The organism is Stappia sp. ABD4_338 (genome assembly GCF_056312175.1).
Genome location: NZ_CM149982.1, coordinates 2,219,159 through 2,238,188, shown reverse-complemented (window position 1 = coordinate 2,238,188; position 19,030 = coordinate 2,219,159). Strand labels below are relative to the sequence as shown.

16 protein-coding genes are annotated in these 19,030 nt (G+C 66.1%); 6 read left to right on the top strand and 10 right to left on the bottom strand.

Going from position 1 to position 19,030, the window contains the following annotated elements:
- Positions 1-120 precede the first annotated feature (120 nt).
- Entirely contained in the window at positions 121-1,065 is a 945-nt protein-coding gene (locus tag ACYX4S_RS10210) for a LysR family transcriptional regulator (RefSeq protein WP_476360069.1), read from the top strand.
- Here ACYX4S_RS10210 and ACYX4S_RS10205 read toward each other — a convergent pair.
- The 3 genes from ACYX4S_RS10205 to ACYX4S_RS10195 all read right to left on the bottom strand — a co-directional run bounded on the left by ACYX4S_RS10205 (position 1,055) and on the right by ACYX4S_RS10195 (position 3,604).
- A complete protein-coding gene (locus tag ACYX4S_RS10205) occupies positions 1,055-2,305 on the bottom strand; it encodes a spinster family MFS transporter (protein ID WP_476360068.1) in 1,251 nt (416 codons plus the stop codon). The genes ACYX4S_RS10210 and ACYX4S_RS10205 overlap by 11 nt on opposite strands.
- 135 nt (positions 2,306-2,440) lie before the next feature.
- Positions 2,441-3,298 (bottom strand): GNAT family N-acetyltransferase, encoded by an 858-nt coding sequence (locus ACYX4S_RS10200; RefSeq protein WP_476360067.1) that lies wholly within the window; start codon positions 3,296-3,298, stop codon positions 2,441-2,443.
- 30 nt (positions 3,299-3,328) lie between these two features.
- Positions 3,329-3,604: a PilZ domain-containing protein gene (locus ACYX4S_RS10195; RefSeq protein ID WP_293720451.1), complete on the bottom strand. Its 276-nt coding sequence runs from the start codon at positions 3,602-3,604 to the stop codon at positions 3,329-3,331.
- Positions 3,605-3,869: 265 nt separating this feature from the next.
- On the opposite strand from ACYX4S_RS10195, the gene ACYX4S_RS10190 reads away from it, so the two are divergent.
- From ACYX4S_RS10190 to der, 4 genes are all read left to right on the top strand, one after another.
- On the top strand, positions 3,870-4,445 hold the full coding sequence (locus tag ACYX4S_RS10190; RefSeq protein WP_293720453.1) for an NnrU family protein: 576 nt from the start codon (positions 3,870-3,872) through the stop codon (positions 4,443-4,445).
- Positions 4,446-4,652: 207 nt separating this feature from the next.
- On the top strand, positions 4,653-5,327 hold the full coding sequence (locus ACYX4S_RS10185; RefSeq protein ID WP_422068555.1) for a tetratricopeptide repeat protein: 675 nt from the start codon (positions 4,653-4,655) through the stop codon (positions 5,325-5,327).
- Positions 5,327-6,652: an outer membrane protein assembly factor BamB family protein gene (locus tag ACYX4S_RS10180; protein WP_422068556.1), complete on the top strand. Its 1,326-nt coding sequence runs from the start codon at positions 5,327-5,329 to the stop codon at positions 6,650-6,652. Before ACYX4S_RS10185 ends, ACYX4S_RS10180 begins: the two co-directional genes overlap by 1 nt.
- 134 nt (positions 6,653-6,786) lie before the next feature.
- The gene (gene der, locus ACYX4S_RS10175) at positions 6,787-8,226 is read left to right on the top strand and encodes a ribosome biogenesis GTPase Der (protein ID WP_422070319.1); all 1,440 of its coding nucleotides are present in this window, start codon (positions 6,787-6,789) and stop codon (positions 8,224-8,226) included.
- Positions 8,227-8,364: 138 nt separating this feature from the next.
- On the opposite strand, the gene ACYX4S_RS10170 is transcribed toward der, so the two are convergent.
- From ACYX4S_RS10170 to ACYX4S_RS10140, 7 genes are all read right to left on the bottom strand, one after another.
- A complete protein-coding gene (locus ACYX4S_RS10170) occupies positions 8,365-9,813 on the bottom strand; it encodes an autotransporter domain-containing protein (protein ID WP_476360066.1) in 1,449 nt (482 codons plus the stop codon).
- A 305-nt stretch (positions 9,814-10,118) separates the two neighbouring features.
- On the bottom strand, positions 10,119-10,862 hold the full coding sequence (locus ACYX4S_RS10165; RefSeq protein ID WP_422068558.1) for an SDR family NAD(P)-dependent oxidoreductase: 744 nt from the start codon (positions 10,860-10,862) through the stop codon (positions 10,119-10,121).
- Between the two features lie 7 nt (positions 10,863-10,869).
- Entirely contained in the window at positions 10,870-12,348 is a 1,479-nt protein-coding gene (gene purF, locus ACYX4S_RS10160; RefSeq protein ID WP_476362851.1) for an amidophosphoribosyltransferase, read from the bottom strand.
- A gap of 168 nt (positions 12,349-12,516) precedes the next feature.
- Complete coding sequence (locus ACYX4S_RS10155) at positions 12,517-13,161, bottom strand: CvpA family protein (protein ID WP_293720466.1); 645 nt, start codon at positions 13,159-13,161, stop codon at positions 12,517-12,519.
- A gap of 117 nt (positions 13,162-13,278) precedes the next feature.
- Positions 13,279-14,682, bottom strand: coding sequence for a DNA repair protein RadA (gene radA, locus ACYX4S_RS10150; protein ID WP_476360065.1), 1,404 nt, complete (start codon positions 14,680-14,682; stop codon positions 13,279-13,281).
- Positions 14,682-15,830 (bottom strand): alanine racemase, encoded by a 1,149-nt coding sequence (gene alr / locus ACYX4S_RS10145; RefSeq protein WP_476360064.1) that lies wholly within the window; start codon positions 15,828-15,830, stop codon positions 14,682-14,684. The genes radA and alr overlap by 1 nt, the downstream gene beginning before the upstream one ends.
- A complete protein-coding gene (locus ACYX4S_RS10140; RefSeq protein WP_293720472.1) occupies positions 15,827-17,311 on the bottom strand; it encodes a replicative DNA helicase in 1,485 nt (494 codons plus the stop codon). Before ACYX4S_RS10140 ends, alr begins: the two co-directional genes overlap by 4 nt.
- 384 nt (positions 17,312-17,695) lie before the next feature.
- On the opposite strand from ACYX4S_RS10140, the gene ACYX4S_RS10135 reads away from it, so the two are divergent.
- Complete coding sequence (locus ACYX4S_RS10135) at positions 17,696-19,006, top strand: extracellular solute-binding protein (protein ID WP_293720474.1); 1,311 nt, start codon at positions 17,696-17,698, stop codon at positions 19,004-19,006.
- Positions 19,007-19,030: the final 24 nt, after the last annotated feature.

Below are 19,030 nucleotides of genomic sequence, written 5' to 3'. Positions count from 1 at the left end.
TCCGGGATCAGATGCAGATGTTGCCGGGAGGCGAGACGCGCCCGGCCGGACGCATGTTGCCGAGTGACCGGGATCGGACCGGTCCGGCTTTGGAAAATCGTTCGATCGGGGTCGCCCAGAGTGCCGAACAATGTCCGCAATCTCGATCTGAACCTTCTCGTGGTTTTCGAGGCCATCTATTCCGCAGGCAATATCTCCTCGGCGGCCCGCACGCTCGGCGTCAGCCAGCCGACAATTTCCAATTCGCTTGCGCGTCTGCGAGAGTCCCTGGGAGATCCGCTTTTCGTGCGTGCCGGCAGGGGCGTCCAGCCGACGCCCAAGTCCGTGCAGCTCATCGAGCCGGTACGCAAGGCGATGGCGCTCATCAACGATGGTATCGCCGACAGCCGCAGCTTCGACCAGGACACGGACACCCGTCATTTCCGTATCGCGCTTGCCGACATGCTGGAACCGGTGGTGATGCCGGCACTGGTGCGCAAGCTCCAGCACAACCGCACGGTTACCATCGAGGCGCTGCCGATCTATGACAAGCGCACCCCGGCCCAGCGGCTCAACGATGGCTCCCTCGACATCGTGATCGGCCCGTATCTCGCCGATACCTCCGATGCCGCCTGTCAGGCCCTTGGCGTCCCGCAAACCGTTGTCGCGGTGCGCAAGGGGCACCCGGAAATTCAGGGAAGGCTGACGCTCGAGGACTACGAGCGCGCGGGGCATGTCGCGGTTTCACCGGAAATGCGCGCCAATCTTCTTGTCGACGAGGTGATCCGCCGGCATCAGATCAAGCGTCATATCGCCTATGCGGTGACGAAGTTCTGGTCGTTTCCGCACATCATCGCAACCACGGACCTGATCGGGCTGATGCCGATCGAGTTCGCGGTCGAGATCGCCCGCATCTATCCGATCGACCTGTACCGCCTGCCTTTCGACATGCCGAGCGCCCAGGCGTACTACATGACCTGGAAGAACAGCCTGTCCGCGGACCCGAGCCACGTGTGGCTGCGTGCCGGTATCGAGGATGCCTTCCAGGAAATTCGCGAGGGGATCGACCGCAGGCTCATTCTGTAGGAGCGGCCATGCTGCGGCGGACGTTCCAGTAGAACCAGGCGCTGAGAAGACCGGCGATCTGCACCGTGACGAGCCCGTACCGAAGGCCCGCACCGGTTTGCGTGCCCCCGGCGAGGTCGCTGATAGCCCCGACGATGACAGGCCCGACGGCGATACCCAGGACATTGTAGCAGAACAGCACCATGGTCGTGGCCATGGGCCGCATCACCGCGTCGACACCGCCGTGCAGATGCGCAAGCGTCGGCCCCCAGTAGGCGCTGGAGAAAAGCACCGAGATCGAAAGGGCCAGAACGCCCAGCGGAAGCCAGTCGGTCAGCAGAAAGGCGATGGCGAAGGGTTTCGCCGCGAAGGTCGCGACCACCAGCAGCGTCATGCGGTGGCGCGGGTCGCGTCGGGCGAGGTAATCGGCCAGGCGCCCGGAAAAGAACGTGCCGAGCCCCCCGACGACCCCCGCGACGAACGCCAGGATGACACCGGCCGCAAGTGGCGTGGCCCCGTGCTCGCGGATGAGGAACGTCGCGGTCCAGGTCAGCATCGCAAAGGTCACGATGCCGTTGACGCCTATGGCGAGCGTGAGGTTCCGCAAGCCGGGGTCGAGCGCGATGCGCGCCAGCGTGCGCCGGATCAGGGCACGCCTGTCGTCGCTCTCTCCGGGAAGGCTCCGGCGTTCCGGATCCTTCGTCGTGGTCAGCAGGATTGCGGCGAGCACCAGGCCGGGCAGCCCGGCGAAGACGAAGGCGTAGCGCCAGCCAAGCGTCTGGGTGATGAGACCGCCAAGCACGAACGCGAGCAGAAGGCCGATGTTGGCGCCGGTCATGAAGGTCGAGATGGCGCTGGCGCGCCGTTCCGGCGGATAGAGGTCGGAAATCATCGCGTGGGAGGTGGCCACGGCGCCGGACTCGCCGATGCCCACGCCGATTCGCAGCAACACGAGCTGGGCGAAGCTCTGTGCCATGCCGATCATCAGCGTGAGCGTGCTCCATGCGATCATCGAGACGCCGATGATGTTGCGGCGGTCGAAGCTCACGGCAAGACGCGCGATCGGAAATCCGAAAATCACATAGGCGACCATGAAGGCGGGGCCGGCGAGCAGACCCAGTTCGGTATCCGAGAGGGAAAACTCGGCGCCGATCGCAGCCAGGCAGATGTTGACGATATGACGGTCGAGCTGGTTGACCGCCAGGATAGAGGTCAGGAGAAAAAGCAAGCGGCGCTGCTGTCGCGCGCTTTCAACCGTCATGCGGGTCACCCGGACTGGAGAAGCGACTGACCCGCTCGGGTCAGTGTAAGAGGTGGCCGACAGTTCCGTCCATCGAAGCGCGCTTGTCAAATGCTATGGTGCCAATCGCGAAGACGTCCCGCCAAGCCTTGCATCTTATCCGAATGCCTGGGCGGCAAGCGCAAAGGTCGAGAAGTCCCGGCTCGTGACAAGCGGGCGCCGGCTCAGGACCATTCGCGTTCCTCCGCCGACCGGATTGAGGCCATGCTCTTCAAGCATGTCGCCGAGCCCTGATCCGGCATCCGTGTCAACGCGAAGGAACCGACCCGCGGACGTGTCCAGAACAACGGCCAGCAGGCTACGGGCGCTTGCAAGGTCGCGCGCGACGAGCGGTCCCGCAACCTCGCCAAGACCAAACGGGCGAGTGATGACGAACCCCGAAAGGGCACTGCCCCTGACAAGCTTCAGCGCGCGGCCCTGGCGAAGACACGCAGCGAGAAGGTCCTTGCGGTCGTGCGAGCGTGCCATGCGGTCGGCGGCGGCGAAGTCTTCAAGGTCGGCGAGCCCGGCGGCAACCGGACGGGCGTCATCTGGCTTCCCGTCCCGGCGCGGCGTTGCCGGCGGACGCACGATGCCCTGATGCTGGACAATTCGCCCCGCGTCGCGAAAACCGAGTTTTTCATATAGGGGAGCGCCCTCGGGCGTCGCGACGAGCCTCCATTCGTCGGGGGCCGCGAGCGTCATCGCCTTTTCGAGGATGTGCCGGCCGAATCCCCTGCCACGCCGGGCACGTGCGACGAGCACCATGTTCACGGCCGCCACCGGGCCAAAGGGCGTGACAAGAGTGGTCGCCACCACCTCGTCACCATCGAGCATGGCCAGGCCCCGGGACAGGGCGAGAAAGAACGACCAGTCGTCGCGCGTGTGCGGCCAGCCGGCTTCCCGGCTGAGGGCGAGTGCGCCCTCAATGTGCGACCGACACGCGGAAACGGGCTCGGGACGTGAATTGGGCATGCGTTCGGGCACGGCGATAGCGAACGCTTGTCAGCCGTGGAGGATGTCGAGAGGCTCGTCGAACTGGACGCCAAGCTCGGTGGCGGTACGCCAGCGAACATGCGCCTTCATCGAAATATCCTCGTTGACGATCTGCAGCAGGAAAGTGTCCGGCACGCCGACTGTGCTGGGCAGCTTGAGCAGCGCGCCTTGCTCGGAAAGATTGCGGATGCGGCAGTCGTAGACACTGATATTGTTGTCGAGCACGATCTTTCCGCTTTTCAGCGTGCGGTGGCGCGGACTTGCGCGCCGCTCAAGATTGGACATGGCTCTGCCGCTCCCGAAGCGAGATTCTGACGTTAAATAAGACTGCTTTGCCTTAACAATCCACCCCATATGCGGCGGTTTCTGGCAAGCTTTGGGGTGATTTCTGGTGATGGCCTTTCGGGCGCGACGGAAGCTTTGCCTGCCTGAGCCCCTGCCTGAGCCATCGTGTCGCGGTGCCGATACGCCGCCCTGCAGTCTTGACCCTGTCACGCTGTGCGGGCAATCCAGTGCCAAGACACCCAGCCATGCGCGAGGTTACCGCAATATGACACTTCTGCTGATCGGCCTCATTCTTTTTCTCGGAGCACACATGCTGCCGGTTCTCGCGTCCCGGCGCGAGGCCCTTGTCTCCCGTTTCGGAGGGGCGGGGTACAGGATCGCCTTCAGCATTCTGGCCGGAATCGGTTTCGTCGCGATCGTCTACGGCTACGGCATGGCACGCGCCGCCGGTCCGGTGGCCTTGTGGTATCCGCCCGTGTGGACACGTCACCTGACCCTTCTGCTCATGGTTCCGGTTTTCGTTCTTCTGGTCGCGGCCTATCTGCCGACTGGGCACATTCGCAAGCGGACACGTCACCCCATGATCCTGGCGGTGAAGATCTGGGCTTTCGCGCATCTTCTGGCGAACGGGGATCTCGCATCGGTGCTTCTCTTCGGGACATTTCTCGCCTGGGGCGTGATCGACCGGATTTCGCTCAAGCGACGCGGCGTGGCCGGAGGCGCGGGCGCGGCGACGGTCTCGGCCGGTTCCGATGCCATCGCCCTGGTCGTGGGGCTTGGGATCTATGTCGCCTTCGTGCTCTGGCTGCACCCGCTGCTCATCGGCGTTCCGGTCATGTAGATCCGTCCGATCCGGGCGCCCTGCCTCACTTGCGCCACGATGGCGCGAGAGGGAGGCGGGGAGCTTGGGAGATGGGCGCGGGACGGTCCTTTTTCACAGGTGCCGGCCGGGCAAAGGCCGTTTGCCAGGTCCCGGGCAAATGGATATGGTGGCGCCGCTTCGGCCCGGGGCCGTTCCGTCACAGTCATCGTCAGGAATTTTCAGCGCATGTCGGACATTTTTCGCGAGGTCGACGAGGAAATCAGGCACGAGCGCTACAAGCGCCTCTGGGATCGCTTCGGCATCTACCTGATTGCCCTTGCCGTGCTCGTCGTGGTGGGCACCGCGGCCTATCGCGGCTGGCTCTACTGGCAGGAGCAGGCCGCGCGCCAGGCCGGTGACGTCTTTGTCACCGCGAGCCAGCTTGCCGAGGACGGCAAGTATGACGAGGCCGCCGCGAAGCTTGAGGAACTGTCCGACGCGACGGGCGGCTATCCCGCGCTGGCGCGCCTGCGGGCCGCGTCGCTGGAGGCCGAGGCGGGGCGTGTGGACGAGGCGCGTGCCGCGTTCGATGCGATCGCCGCCGACGGATCGCTGCCCGGTGCCTTCCGCGATGTGGCGCGTCTGCGTGGCGGATACCTCGCACTTGATGCCCAGGACTTCGACGCGGCGACGCAGCGCCTGAAGGAACTGGTGGACGAGGGTAATGCCTGGCGCTTCCTCGCCCAGGAGGGACTTGCGCTCGCCGCCTGGAAATCCGGCAACCTCGAGCAGGCCCGGGAATGGGCGAACGGCATCATCGAGGGCGAAGGTGCTGCCAGCGATATCGTGTCGAGGGCCGGTACGCTTGTTGAGCTGCTGAACGCGGTCGAGGGAACGCCGAACAAAGAGGCCGATTCGTAATGGGTGCTTTCACGATCAGGACGGCTCTGGTCGTCGCCGGTGCTCTGGCGCTGGCAGGTTGCGAGACCGTGTCGGACCTCAATCCCTTCTCCAAGGAGACGGTGCTGCCGGGTGAGCGCGAGGCGCTGTTCGACAACACGGATCCGGTCAACGCCGCCGCTGGCGGAAAGGCAAGCATCGGTTCCGCCTCCGGCGTGACCTGGACGCAGGGCGCCGGAAACGCTGCCAACAATCCGGGCAACGTCGCGGCTTCGATCTCCGGTGGCCGCGCCTGGCGCTCGTCCGTGAGCGCGGGCGGTGGCGGGCTGTTTTCGGGCTCGGTGCGCATTGCCGCGCGTCCCGTCACCGACGGAAGCCGGATCTTCGTTTACAATCAGAATGGTGTCGTGACGGCGCTGTCGACCAACGGCGGCCGCCTTTGGACCCGCAACCTGCGTCCCGAGGGCGAGAACGACGTGGCATCCGGCGGCGGCGTGGCCTTCGACAACGGGCGCGTGTTCGCCGCCACCGGCTACGGCCAGCTTGCCGCCCTTGATGCCGGTTCCGGTGCCGTGCTGTGGAGCGTCGATATTTCCGCCCCGGCCCGCCAGGCTCCGGCCGCGGCCGGTGACACGGTCGTCGCCGTGACCCAGACGGGCGAGGTTCACGCCGTTGCCCAGGGCGACGGCACCGAGCGCTGGCTGTACACCGGCATCGCCGAATCCGCGGGCCTTCTTGCCTACGCCAATCCGGCCATTGCCGCGGGCAGCGTTGTCGTTCCCTTCACCTCCGGCGAGGTGATGGCGCTTGACCTGAAGAAGGGCGAGCCGCGCTGGATCGAGGGCGTCACGCGCTCCTACCGTACCAGCGCCGTGGCCGGCCTGACGGACGTTGCCGCGAGCCCGGTGATCGACGGCGACCTCGTGATCGCCTCCGGCGTCTCCGGCCGCGTCGTCGCCTCGCGTCTCAAGACGGGCGAGCGCATCTGGGAGCAGGACGTCGGGTCCCAGCACACGCCGATCGTCTCGGGCGGCACCGTTTTCCTCATCGACATCGATGGCCGCATGGTGGCGCTCAGCCGCAAGACGGGCGAGCCTGTGTGGCGCACGGTTCTGCCCAATGTGGAGAACCGCAAGAAGGGCCGTATCAACTGGGCCGGACCGGTTCTCGCGAACGGGGTTCTGGTCGCGGTCTCCAGCGACGGTCGTCTGGCACGGCTGGATGCGACCTCCGGCCAGATCCTCGGCACGTCGCAGACGGGCGAGGATATCTATGTGACACCGATCATCGCCGGCGGGCGCATGGTCACCATCACGGCCAAGGGCGAGGTCGTCGCCTTCAACTGATCGCCCGTTCGGGGCGTTCGACAATCGACAAGACCGCATCCGGCCCGGAACGGGGACCCGGATGCGGTCTTTCTTGCTGATGGCGGGCGTTGACGCTATTCCTGCCGGGCTTTCGTGAATTCGGGTTCAACATCGTGTCTGCGACCATCGCCATCGTCGGGCGGCCGAATGTCGGCAAGTCCACGCTCTTCAACCGCCTCGTGGGCAAGCGTCTCGCGCTTGTCGACGATACGCCGGGTGTCACCCGTGACCGGCGCGCGGGAGACGCGCGCCTGGGTGACTTGCGCTTCACCATTCTCGACACCGCCGGTCTCGAGGAGGCGGACGCCCGCTCGCTCGAGGGGCGTATGCGCGCCCAGACGGACGAGGCCATCCGCGATGCGGATGCCGTCCTTTTCGTCATCGACGCGCGTGCCGGCCTGACGCCTTCGGACACCCATTTCGCGAACATCCTTCGCCGCACCGACACGCCGGTGATCCTCATCGCCAACAAGGCGGAGGGGCGCGCCGGGGAGGGGGGGCTCTACGAGTCCTTCGGGCTCGGCTTCGGGGATCCCATCGCAATGTCCGCCGAGCACGGTGAGGGGCTGTCCGACCTTTACGATGCGTTGCTTCCCATCGTCGAGCAGGCGGAGGATGCCTCCCATGCCGGCGAGGAGGCGCTCGCCCATGTCGATGTCAGCGTCGAGACCGAGGAAGACGAGGACGAGGAAGCCAAGGGGCCGGAAGCCGGAACGGCGGCGCGGCCCTTGCGCGTGGCCATCGTCGGGCGGCCGAATGCCGGCAAGTCGACCCTCATCAACCGGATGCTTGGCGAGGAGCGCCTTCTCACGGGTCCCGAGGCCGGCATCACACGCGACAGCATTTCCGTCGACTGGATGTGGCACGACAAGCACGTCAAGCTCTTCGATACCGCCGGCATTCGCCGCAAGGCGCGCGTTCAGGAGAAGCTTGAGAAGCTTTCCGTCGCCGATGCTCTGCGTGCCATCAAGTTCGCCGAGGTGGTGATCGTCACGCTGGACGCGACGATCTCCTTCGAGAAGCAGGACCTGCAGATCATCGAGCTCGTGGCGCGCGAGGGGCGTGCCGTGGTGATCGCCGTCAACAAGTGGGACCTGATCGAGGACCGCGAGGAAGCCATGCAGGCCATCGCGGATGCCAATGAGCGCTACTTCAACCAGATCCGCGGCGTCCCGATCGTCACCATGTCGGGCCTACACGGACGCGGTCTCGACAAGCTCATGAAGGCGGCCTTCCAGGCTCATGAGATGTGGAACCGCCGGGTGTCCACCGCTCGCCTCAACCGGTGGCTCGACGGCGTGCTGGTGCATCATCCGCCCCCCGCCGTTGCCGGCCGCCGGATCAAGCTGCGCTATCTCACGCAGGTCAAGGCGCGGCCGCCGCATTTCATCGCCTTCTGCTCGCGTCCCGAGGCGCTGCCCGACAGCTACACCCGCTATCTGGTCAATGGCCTGCGCGAGGCGTTCAACATGCCGGGAACGCCGATCAGGCTGAGCTATCGCAAGGGCGAGAACCCCTATGCGGCCAAGGCGAAGAAGCGCAAGATCCAGTAGGCAACGAAGCCGAAGCCGGTAGGGCCGCGCGATTGCGCCGTCCCTGTGTTGCGGGCAGCGGATTTCATTGCAGGGACCAACGAAAAAGGGCCGGCATTGCTGCCGGCCCTTTTTCCATTCGTGGAGCTGTGCGATGCCTCAGAACGGCATGCTCAGGCGGCCGGACGCCGACCAAATCTGCGTGTCCTGGCCAAGGCCGCCCACCTCACCACCGAGCGTGACGGCCAGACCGCGTGAGCTCGACAAGGAGAAACCGGCGCCCGTGCGGCCCGACAGGCCGTCCTCGGCGCCCGTGTCAGGCGTGCCGACGGCGGCGTTGTCGTCGGAGAAGCGCCAGTCGCCGTAGAGCTCGAGATAGGGGGTCAGCGTCAGTCCGTCGCCTGCGTTGAAGGCCTTGCTGACGCGTCCGCCGAGCGAGGCGCGACCGACATAGGAGTCGAGGCTCGCGTGTGCCGCGCCGAGGCTGTCGGTGTAGGCGTCTTGGTTTTCCCAAAGGACATAGAGCTTGGCGGCGGGGGCGAGAAGGATATCGCCGATCTGGTGATTGCCCGTCAGGCCGCCCGAGACGATCCAGCGCGAGGCGTCGAACGAGCCCGTCGCGGTGCCTGCGGTCGCATCGTAGTTCAGCCCGCTCCAGCCGACCATGCCGTCGAGCCTCAGCGCCGGCAGCATTCGCCAGCCCGCATAGGCACCCACCGTGCCGCCGGTGCCCTTGAGCTTGCCGGCCATGGTGTCGAAGTCATAATCGAAGGTTTCGGCGCCGGCGAAGGCACCCAGCACAAGGTCCGGCGTGACCTTGTAGCCAAGGCCGATCGTGGCGTTGACGTGGCTGCCGTCGATGCTGTTGGTCAGCCAGCTTCCGCGAATGTTGGCCCAGATGTTGAAGCGCTGCTGTTCTTCCGGCAGCCGCGTTCCATCGTCCGCGAAGCCGAGCGCCTTGAAGGCGCCGCGCGTGCGGTGGTTCGGGTTCGCAGCAAAATTGAGCGTGATGCCGTTCGGCCCGACGGAAACAGGCGTGGCACCGCCGAAGGCGGCACTCGTGCCGGCGGAGGCCGCCTCGGTGATCGCCGCGCCCGAGGTGCTGGCCGCCATCCGCGAGCCGGTCGTCTGAACGTTCGTCAGCGCGGCGCTGTCATCGGTGGTCGGCGCCGGCGCCGGTCCGGGCGAACAGCTCGCGGTGACGGTGATGTTTCTCGTCACCGGTGCATTGGACTGCACTCGGACGACCTCGGTCAGCGTGGTGTCATCCGTGCCGGTTACCGTGTAGACGCGCGTGCCGCTGGTATTGCTCGTGTCGGCGAGGAGCGTGTTCTTCTCATTGGTGATCCACCACTGATCCGCCCCCGAGTCGGTGACGGAGATGTTGAACGTCAGCTGGTCACCTGGGATAAATCCGCCCTGCACATGGGAACGATACTGCTGCGCGGGGGTGGCAACGAGATTGAAAACACCGCCGTTGACCGCGGTGCAACCTGGCGAGGAATAGCCTGTGCCGGAGGAGGCCTGTACGGGCTCCGAAAGAGCCGTGAGGCCACACAACAGAAGGGCCGGGAGACACGCTCCGGCCACAAGACGCAAGGCATTCATGCGTAATATCCTGAATTCAGAATGAAAACCACCCGCACGCAACGCCTGGACGGCAAGCGCACCCCACGTGCAAAGCTTATTTTGGAAGGAGGGCGAGGCGCCACATATATGGCGGTTACGCCTCGTCAAAACTGTCGGGTGTGTATTTTGCGACACAATAATACGTTACGTAACTTTCGTATTTAAAGAACAAGAGCCTTCAATCGGAGCTTGTCGTTGTGCCGGTCTCGATGAAAGGGAGGTGGCAGCTCTGTCGGAAGGACGAATCGCCGGGCACGCAAAAGCGCGCGCACCCGGCTGATGCGTCAGGAGGCGACCTGAACGAAGTCGCGGATCTCTTTCGAGGGATAGTCGAAGAGCTGACCATTGGCGGTGTTGGCCGGCGAGACCAGATCGAGCATGAACGGTGCGATCTCGGACGGATGCGCAAGCGTCTCCGGATCCTCGCCCGGCATGGCCTCCGCGCGCATGGCCGTACGCATCGGTCCCGGGTTCACGAGCATCGAGGTCACGGGCGTCTGCCGCGTCTCCGCCGAATAGGTGCGCACCAGCGCCTCGACCGCCGCCTTCGAGACGGAGTAGGGGCCCCAATAGGCCTTGCACTTGTGGGCCGCGCCCGAGGACATGAACAGCACGCGCCCGGCGTCCGACTGGCGCAGCAGCGGATCGAGCGAGCGGATCAGGCGCCAGTTGGCGGTCACATTGATCGCCATGACCTTGTCCCAGGTCTTGGGGTCGACATGTCCGAGCGGCGAGAGGCCGCCCAGGATGCCGGCGTTGCCGATCAGGATGTCGAGCTTCTTCCAGCGTTCGTAGAGGGCCGCGCCCAACCGGTCGATCGCCTCGTAGTCGGTAAGGTCCACCGGCACGAGCGTCGCCTGCCCGCCAGCCGCGCGGATCTCGTCGTCGAGCTCCTCGAGACCGCCGACGGTGCGCGCGACCGCGACCACATGCGCGCCCTCCGCCGCGAGCGCGCGGGCGGTGAAATAGCCGATGCCGCGCGAGGCGCCGGTAACGACGGCGATACGACCTTCGAAACGCTTGCTCATACTCTCCTCATCCAACTTCGACGAGACGCGGCATCCGGGGGATGTCGCCATCCTCGGCCATGTCCGTCAGCGGCGTCGGGTAGTCGCCGGTGAAGCAATGGTCGGTGAACTGCGGCTGCTCCGCGTCGCGTCCCTCGTATCCGATGGCCTTGTAGATGCCGTCCACCGAAAGGAAGGCGAGGCTGTCGGCGCCGATATAGCTGCGCATCTCCTCGAGGCTGTATTTGGCCGCAAGCAGCTTCTCGCGCACCGGCGTGTCGATGCCGTAGTAGTCGGAGAACCGGATCGGAGGCGAGGCGAGGCGGAAATGAACCTCGCGCGCGCCCGCATCGCGGATCATCTGCACGATCTTCACCGAGGTCGTGCCGCGCACGAGGCTGTCGTCGATCAGGACGACGCGCTTGCCCTCGATCTGGGCGCGGTTGGCCGAGTGCTTGAGCTTGACGCCGAGCGTGCGGATCTGCTGCGTCGGCTCGATGAAGGTGCGGCCCACATAGTGATTGCGGATGATGCCGAGCTCGAAGGGAATGCCCGACTGGTCGGCATAGCCGAGCGCCGCCGGAACGCCGGAATCGGGAACGGGCACCACCACATCGGCCTCGACATGCGTCTCGCGGGCGAGCTGGCGACCGAATTCCTTGCGCACGTTGTAGACGGAGCGCCCGCCGAGGATCGAGTCGGGGCGCGAGAAGTAGACGTATTCGAAGATGCAGGGCCGCGCGGGGCGCCGACCGAAGGGGAAGTGGCTCTCGATGCCGCCGGGGGTGCACACCACGACTTCGCCGTTCTCGACCTCGCGGATGAACTTGGCGCCGATGATGTCGAGCGCGCAGGTCTCGGAGGCGAAGATCGGCGCGCCGTTCAGGTCGCCGAGCACCAGCGGACGGATGCCGAAGGGATCGCGCGCGCCGATGAGCTTCTTGCTGGTCAGCGCGACCAGCGAATAGGCGCCTTCCATCTGGGTGATCGCCTCGATGAAGCGGTCGACGATCTTCTCCTTGCGCGAGCGTGCGACGAGCTGGAGCACCACCTCGGAGTCCGAGGTGGACTGGCAGATCGCGCCGTCCTTGATGAGCTTCTTGCGAAGCGTCATCGCGTTGGTGAAATGACCGTTGTGACAGATCGAGAAGCCGCCGCCGTCGAGCTCCGCGAAGAGCGGCTGGACGTTGCGCAGGATCGTCTCGCCGGACGTCGAGTAGCGCACGTGCCCGATCGCATAGGGCCCCTCGAGCTTGTTGATCGTATCGGCGTCGGAGAAATGATCGCCGACGAGGCCCAGATGACGCTCGGACCGGAACTGGGTGCCGTCGAAGGTGACGATGCCGGCCGCTTCCTGGCCGCGATGCTGGAGCGCGTGAAGGCCGAGCGCGGTGATCGCGGCGGCATCCTCGTGGCCCAGGATGCCGAACACGCCGCACTCTTCGTGCAGGCGGTCACCCTCGAGCTCTTCTCGCGTGAAGTCGGTGGAAACGGAATTGTGGGTCATGGCATTCATTGTCACGGCGTCGGCCATTGCCTTGCTCCTGACGGCCGGGTGCGGGTAAGGCCCCCGGCGTTCCGGTGTCCGGCACGCGTCACGAACGGCGCGTGCCCATTGGCTTTCGCCGACGCGCGGATGCCCGCGGGCCGGCTTTTCGTCCCCCCGATGCGCGGATCAGTTCGCGCTCGACCCCGAGGTCGTAAGCTGTTCCAGCCCCTGGCGCTCGCGGTCGGTGTAGCCCGCGTTCTCGCCGGTGTCGGGCGTGGCGGACGCATTGGCCGGCGCGCCACCGCCGTTCTTCTCGCGCAGGGTGCGGATGCGGTCCATGAGGGTGCCTTCCGGGTTCTCCGGCAGCGCGGCGACGAGCTTGTCGCCGATCGCATCGAGCATGGGCTTCGACTTGGCGGAGGCGATCCACTGGGGCTGCTCGGGCGTCGGCACGAACCAGTTGAAGAAGAGCATGGCCACGACGACGAGGAGCATTCCGCGCAGGGCGCCGAAGACGAAGCCGAGCGTGCGGTCGAGCGCGCCGATGCGGCTGTCGAGCACGAAGTCGGAGATGCGCATGGTGATGTAGCTCACCACGATCAGCGTGACCAGGAACACGGCCGCAACAGAAACGCCGAGCGCCACGCTGTCGTCGTTGATGTGTGGCGTGACGAAGGGAAGGACCTGACCGTACAGGAAGAAGGCGGCCACCGCGGCGATCACCCATGAGGCGATCGACAGGACCTCGCGCACGAAGCCGCGGATCATGGCCAGAACCGCGGACAGCAGCATGATGACGATGAGGATTCCGTCGAGAAGCGTTATCGGCATTGCCCGGCCTGGTCCCTGAGCGAGATGGTCGACCCACTTGTCACACCGCGTGGGTCGTGTGCGGTTCGCCGCGCGGCGATCATATCCTGTTTCGCGCCGCCCGTCCGGCCGGTCGCGTCAGTCGTCCCGTCCACCGGAGCCGGCTGCGATGCGGCCGACGAGATCCGCCAGATCCGCGAGGCCGGTAACCGTCCCGCCATCGCCTTTTCCACCGCCCTTGCCGTCGCTCGCGTTGGCCTCCGGCACGAAGGCATCGGGAAAGCCCAGCTTGACGGCTTCCTTGAGCCGGCTCTGCGCCTGGGACACCGCCCGCACGGCGCCGGACAGGCCGACCTCGCCGAAATAGACGCAATCGGGCGGAAGGGCAACCCCGCTGAGCGAGGAGACGAGGGCGGCCGCGACGGCAAGGTCGGCGCCGGTCTCGGTCACGCGCATTCCCCCGGCGATGTTCAGGTAGACGTCGTTCTGGGAAAAGCGCACGCCGCAGCGCGCTTCCAGCACCGCCAGGATCATGGAAAGGCGCGCGCTGTCCCAGCCGATCACCGCCCGTCGGGGGGTGCCGAGCGGCGAGGGGGCGACCAGCGCCTGGATCTCGATCAGGAACGGACGCGTGCCCTCGATGCCGGCGAAGACCGCCGATCCCGGCGTTCGGCTGTTGCGGTCGCCAAGGAACAGCGCCGAGGGATTTGCCACCTCCGCCAGCCCCTTGTCGGTCATTTCGAAGACGCCGATCTCGTCCGTGGCCCCGAAGCGGTTCTTGACCGAACGCAGGATGCGGTACTGGTGCGCGCCGTCACCCTCGAAGTAGAGCACCGCGTCGACCATGTGCTCGACCACGCGTGGTCCCGCGATCTGACCGTCCTTCGTCACGTGGCCGACGATGATCACCGTCGCGCCGCTGGACTTGGCATAGCGCACGAGCGCCTGAGCGGCGGCCCGGACCTGTGTCACCGTTCCCGGAGTCGATTCGACGGTCTCGGTCCAAAGCGTCTGTATCGAATCGATGATCACGAAGTCGGGCGCGGGGCCGGCGGAGAGCGTCGCCAGAATGTCCTCGACGCTGGTTTCCGCCGCAAGGCCCACCGGTGCGTCTGTAAGGCCGAGCCGGTGCGCGCGCAGGCGCACCTGGTCGATGGCCTCCTCGCCGGAGATGTAGACCGCCCGGTGGCCGAGCCGGGCGATGCGCGCGGCGGCCTGGATAAGAAGCGTCGACTTGCCGATGCCCGGATCGCCGCCCACGAGCAGGGCGGACCCGCGCACGAAGCCGCCGCCCGTGACCCGGTCGAGTTCCCCGACCCGGGTCACCATGCGTGGCGGTGCCTCGCTTTCGCCGTCAAGGCCGACGAGGGGCACCACGCGGCCCCGTCGTCTGGAGATCGCGTTGGGCGATCCGCCCACGCCCGCGCCCTCGCGTTCCTCGACGATGGTGTTCCACTCGCCGCAGCTTTCGCAGCGCCCGGCCCATTTGCCGGTGACCGCGCCGCAGTTCTGGCAGACGAAGCTGGTCCCCTTGCGCGCCATCAGCCGCCGGCCTCGCCGGAGGCGGGGCGGTAGACGCGGCGGAAGCGGGGCCCGAGGCTCGTCAGAAGCTCGTAGGGAATTGTTCCGGCGCGTTCCGCCACGTCGTCCACCGGCATGTTCGGTCCGAAGAGCTCGACCATGTCGCCGCGTGCGATGCCGTCCGCTCCAAGCGCGCTCGCGTCGATGCCCAGCATGTCCATGGAGACCCGGCCGATCACCGGCAGGCGCTTTCCGCCGGCATGCACCTCGGCGCCGGCCTTGCTGTCGCTGCCGCTGGTGGCCCGAAGGTAGCCGTCCGCGTAGCCGGCGGCGATCATCGCCACCAGCGTGTCCTGTTTCGCCGTGTAGCTGGCGCCGTAGCCGATGGTCTCGCCGGCGCGCAGGACATGTGTCTGCAGCACCCGGGCCTGAAGGGACACCACGGTCTCGAGCCGGCTGTGCGGTGTTTCCGCTGCCCTTGCACCGTAAAGCGCGATGCCCGGCCGGGACAGATCGAAGTGGAACGCGGGATCGAGGAAGACGCCGGCGGAATTGGCGAGTGAACGCCGCGCGCCGGGGAAAAGGCCCGCAAGTTCGGTGAAGCGAGCGTGCTGGCGCGCGTTGAGCGCATGGGCCGGCGTGTCCGCGCAGGCGAGATGCGAGATCACCAGTTCGGGGGCGAAGGGCGCCTTCGTGTCGCCGGCGAGCGTACGCGCCTCGTCGGCCGAAAGCCCCAGGCGGCTGATGCCGGTGTCCACATGCAGGGCGGCGGGCGGCTGCGTGCCGGCCGCCTCACCGAACGCCTGCCATTCGCGTAGCTCGTCGAGCGAGCCGAGGACCGGGCGCAGGCGATTGGCGGCCAGAAATCCGGCGGCTCCGGGATAAAGCCCGTTGAGCACATAGATGACCGCGTCGGGAGCAAGCGCGCGCGCGGCCTCTCCCTCGTGCGGTGTTGCCACGAAGAATGTGCGGCAGCCGGCGTCCAGCAGCGTCGGCAGCACCTTGTCGAGGCCGAGGCCATACCCGTCGGCCTTCACGGCCGCGCCGCATTCGCCGTTCGGACCGGTGCGCGCGGCCAGCGCACGCCAGTTGCGCGCCAGCGCGGCCAGGTCGATGGTGATGGTGCCGTTGTCGCCAGGCGCCGGGGTCGCGGCCGTGCCCTTGCTCATTCGTGCGGTTCCGGGAAACGGTCGGGGTCGGCGAGGTCGGAGAAGCGCGTGAACTCGCCCTGGAAGTGCAGGTTCGCCGTGCCGGTGGGGCCGTGACGCTGCTTGGCGATGATGACCTCGGCACGGTTGCGCACCCGGTCCAGCTTGTCCATCCACTTCACGTAGTCGTCCGTGCCTTCCTCGGGCATGGTCTTGGCGAGATAGTATTCCTCGCGGAACACGAACATCACCACGTCGGCGTCCTGCTCGATGGAGCCGGATTCACGGAGGTCCGAAAGGATCGGGCGCTTGTCGTCGCGTGCTTCCACCTGACGCGAAAGCTGGGACAGTGCGATGATGGGAACGTTCAGCTCCTTGGCCAGCGCCTTGAGGCCGGTGGTGATCTCGGTGATCTCCTGCACGCGGTTGCCTTGGTTCTTGGACGACCCCGACAGGAGCTGGATGTAGTCGACGATCAGCAGGTCGAGGCCGCGCTGGCGCTTGAGGCGGCGGGCGCGCGCCGAAAGCTGCGCGATGGAGATGCCGCCGGTCTGGTCGACATGCAGCGGAACGGTCTGCATCGTCTGGGACGCGGCCACGAGCTTCTCGAAGTCATGCTCGGAGATGTCGCCGCGGCGGATCTTCGACGAGGAGATCTCCGTCTGCTCCGAGATGATACGTGTGGCGAGCTGTTCGGCCGACATCTCGAGGGAGAAGAAGCCGACGACGCCACCATTGACCGCCTTGATCGTTCCATCGGGCTGTTCCTCGGCCATATAGGCCTCGGCGACGTTGTAGGCGATGTTGGTGGCAAGCGAGGTCTTGCCCATGGCCGGGCGTCCGGCGAGTACGATGAGATCCGAGGGCTGCAGTCCGCCCATCAGTCCGTCGAGGTCGCGTAGGCCCGAGGACAGGCCCGAAAGCGCGCCTTCGCGCTGGTAGGCGGCCGCCGCCATCTCGATCGTCGAGGTCAGCGCGTCGCCGAAGGACACGAAGCCCGCGTCCGAGCGCCCGGTCTCGGCCAGCTCGAACAGGCGCCGTTCCGCATCGTCGATCTGCGCGTTCGGCGGCATGTCGATCGGCGCGTCATAGGCAATGTTGACCATGTCCTCGCCGATGCGGATCAGGTTGCGCCTGATCGCGAGGTCATAGATCGCGCGGCCGTAGTCCTCGGCGTTGATGATGGACGTGGCATCGGCGGCAAGGCGCACGAGATACTGGGCCGCCGGCAGGTCGGCGATCTTGGCGTCCTGGGGAAAGAACGTCTTCAGCGTGACCGGGGAGGCGACCTTGCCCGCCTTGATGAGCGTGCCGGCCTTCTCGTAGATCTCGCGGTGGGGCGCGATGAAGAAATGCCCGGGCTCGAGGAAGTCCGATACCCGGTAGTAGGTCTCGTTGTTGACGATGATCGCGCCAAGAAGCTGGCGCTCCGCCTCCGCGTTGTGCGGCGAGACGCGCATGGAGGCGGCGTTCTGGTCGTTCGCCGGTGCCGGTACCGTCATCTGCTTTCCCCGTTGATGGGGGAGTCGTACCGGAGCCGGCGCAAGGATGAAAGCCTCTTGGCCTTCGCGCCCGCGCCAGCCGTCCGGGGCATGTGAATTGCCGGCGGCTCCTGTCGAAAACACACCTGAATCGCCTCCACCCCCTTGACTCTTCGCTCTCCCGGGAAGCGGAAACGCCGCACTCTCCCCGCGCGCGTCCGCATCGCGAACACACGTCACGGAAGTGTTGCCGAACGTTCATGTGAACGACATTGGCCTTTCATACGAAAACCCTACGAGAGCGGCAGCGCGTTCCCTTCGGGCGTTCGCGCCGAAATCGTGTGCGTCCTGCCCGGACACGACAAGCGGGCGGGGCCGATAGGGTCAAACGGGGAGTTCGAACCCATGGTCATTCGCAAGAGCGCTGTCAGCGCAGTCGCCATCGCGACGCTTCTTTCCTCCACCTCGGCCTCGTTTGCCGCCACCGAGATTTCCTGGTGGCACGGCATGGGCGGGCGCAACGGCGAGGTGATCAACGAGATCGCCGAGAAGTTCAATGCCGCCCAGGACGTTTGCCACCTGACGCCGGTCAGCAAGGGCACCTACGAGGAGGCCCTGACCTCCGGCATCGCCGCCTTCCGCGCCGGCGAGCAGCCCAACATCCTTCAGGTGTTCGACGCCGGCGCGGCGACGATCATCAACGCCGGCGATGCCGTCATTCCGGCCGAGGACCTCATCAAGGCCGCCGGTCACGACTTCGACCGTGAGGCCTTCATCGAGGGCGTGCGCTATTTCTACGCGGACAAGGACGGCAAGTTCATCGGCATGCCGTTCAACTCCTCGGCGCCGATCATGTACATCAACACCGAAGCCCTCGAGAAGGCCGGTGTCGAGGCGCCCAAGACCTGGGAAGAGTTCGAGGCCATCGCCCCGAAGCTGAAGGACGCGGGCTATGTGCCGCTCGTCCAGACCCAGCTCACCTGGGAGTTCGTCGAGAACTTCCATTCGCGTCACAACCTGCAGTTCGCCACGAACAACAACGGCTACGACGGCATCAAGGGCACCGAGATCCTGGTCGACTCGCCCGAGCAGAAGATGATGTTCGAGAAGCTGAAGGCCTGGTACGACGACGGCCTGTTCGGCTACTACGGCGCCGGCTGGTCGGACAACCAGAAGCCCTTCGAGGAGAACAAGGTCGCGCTGTGGATCGGGTCCTCGGGCTCCTTCGGCGGCCTGCTCAAGACCGCCCAGATGCCGTTCTCGGCGACCTTCCTGCCGTATTGGGACTCCGTCGAGGGTGCCGGCACCAACACCTTCATCGGTGGCGCCGCGTTGTTCGCCTTCAACGGCAAGTCCAAGGAAGAGAACGACTGCACCGCTTCGTTCTTCCAGTTCCTGACCTCGCCCGAGATCCAGTACTTCTACCACAAGTCCACCGGCTACGTCGCGATCACCAAGGCGGCCTATGAGCTGGCCAAGGAAGACGGTCACTACGACCGCCTGCCGCAGGCCGAGGTCGGCATCCAGCAGCTCATGCTGAAGGGCGGCGAGTGGTCGAAGGGCTACCGCATGGGCTTCTACCCGCAGATCCGCGAAGTGATGGAGCGCGAGTTCGGCAAGGTCTTCTCCGGCGAGACGTCGGTGGACGATGCCTTCGCCACCATCCAGGAAGAGGGCAACAAGCTGCTCGCCCGCTTCGCCAAGACCGCCGGCTGAGCAGCCGGCCTCACGGACCCGACG

Excerpts from the sequence above, each read along its gene's own strand:
- ACYX4S_RS10155 (WP_293720466.1), bottom strand. The coding sequence starts at position 13,161 with ATGCCGATAACGCTTCTCGACGGAATCCTCATCGTCATCATGCTGCTG.
- ACYX4S_RS10185 (WP_422068555.1), top strand. The coding sequence starts at position 4,653 with ATGTCGGACATTTTTCGCGAGGTCGACGAGGAAATCAGGCACGAGCGC.
- alr (WP_476360064.1), bottom strand. The coding sequence starts at position 15,830 with ATGAGCAAGGGCACGGCCGCGACCCCGGCGCCTGGCGACAACGGCACC.
- ACYX4S_RS10140 (WP_293720472.1), bottom strand. The coding sequence starts at position 17,311 with ATGACGGTACCGGCACCGGCGAACGACCAGAACGCCGCCTCCATGCGC.
- radA (WP_476360065.1), bottom strand. The coding sequence starts at position 14,682 with ATGGCGCGCAAGGGGACCAGCTTCGTCTGCCAGAACTGCGGCGCGGTC.
- ACYX4S_RS10165 (WP_422068558.1), bottom strand. The coding sequence starts at position 10,862 with ATGAGCAAGCGTTTCGAAGGTCGTATCGCCGTCGTTACCGGCGCCTCG.
- ACYX4S_RS10180 (WP_422068556.1), top strand. The coding sequence starts at position 5,327 with ATGGGTGCTTTCACGATCAGGACGGCTCTGGTCGTCGCCGGTGCTCTG.
- ACYX4S_RS10200 (WP_476360067.1), bottom strand. The coding sequence starts at position 3,298 with ATGCCCAATTCACGTCCCGAGCCCGTTTCCGCGTGTCGGTCGCACATT.
- ACYX4S_RS10135 (WP_293720474.1), top strand. The coding sequence starts at position 17,696 with ATGGTCATTCGCAAGAGCGCTGTCAGCGCAGTCGCCATCGCGACGCTT.
- ACYX4S_RS10190 (WP_293720453.1), top strand. The coding sequence starts at position 3,870 with ATGACACTTCTGCTGATCGGCCTCATTCTTTTTCTCGGAGCACACATG.
- ACYX4S_RS10170 (WP_476360066.1), bottom strand. The coding sequence starts at position 9,813 with ATGAATGCCTTGCGTCTTGTGGCCGGAGCGTGTCTCCCGGCCCTTCTG.
- ACYX4S_RS10195 (WP_293720451.1), bottom strand. The coding sequence starts at position 3,604 with ATGTCCAATCTTGAGCGGCGCGCAAGTCCGCGCCACCGCACGCTGAAA.
- purF (WP_476362851.1), bottom strand. The coding sequence starts at position 12,348 with ATGACCCACAATTCCGTTTCCACCGACTTCACGCGAGAAGAGCTCGAG.
- ACYX4S_RS10205 (WP_476360068.1), bottom strand. The coding sequence starts at position 2,305 with ATGACGGTTGAAAGCGCGCGACAGCAGCGCCGCTTGCTTTTTCTCCTG.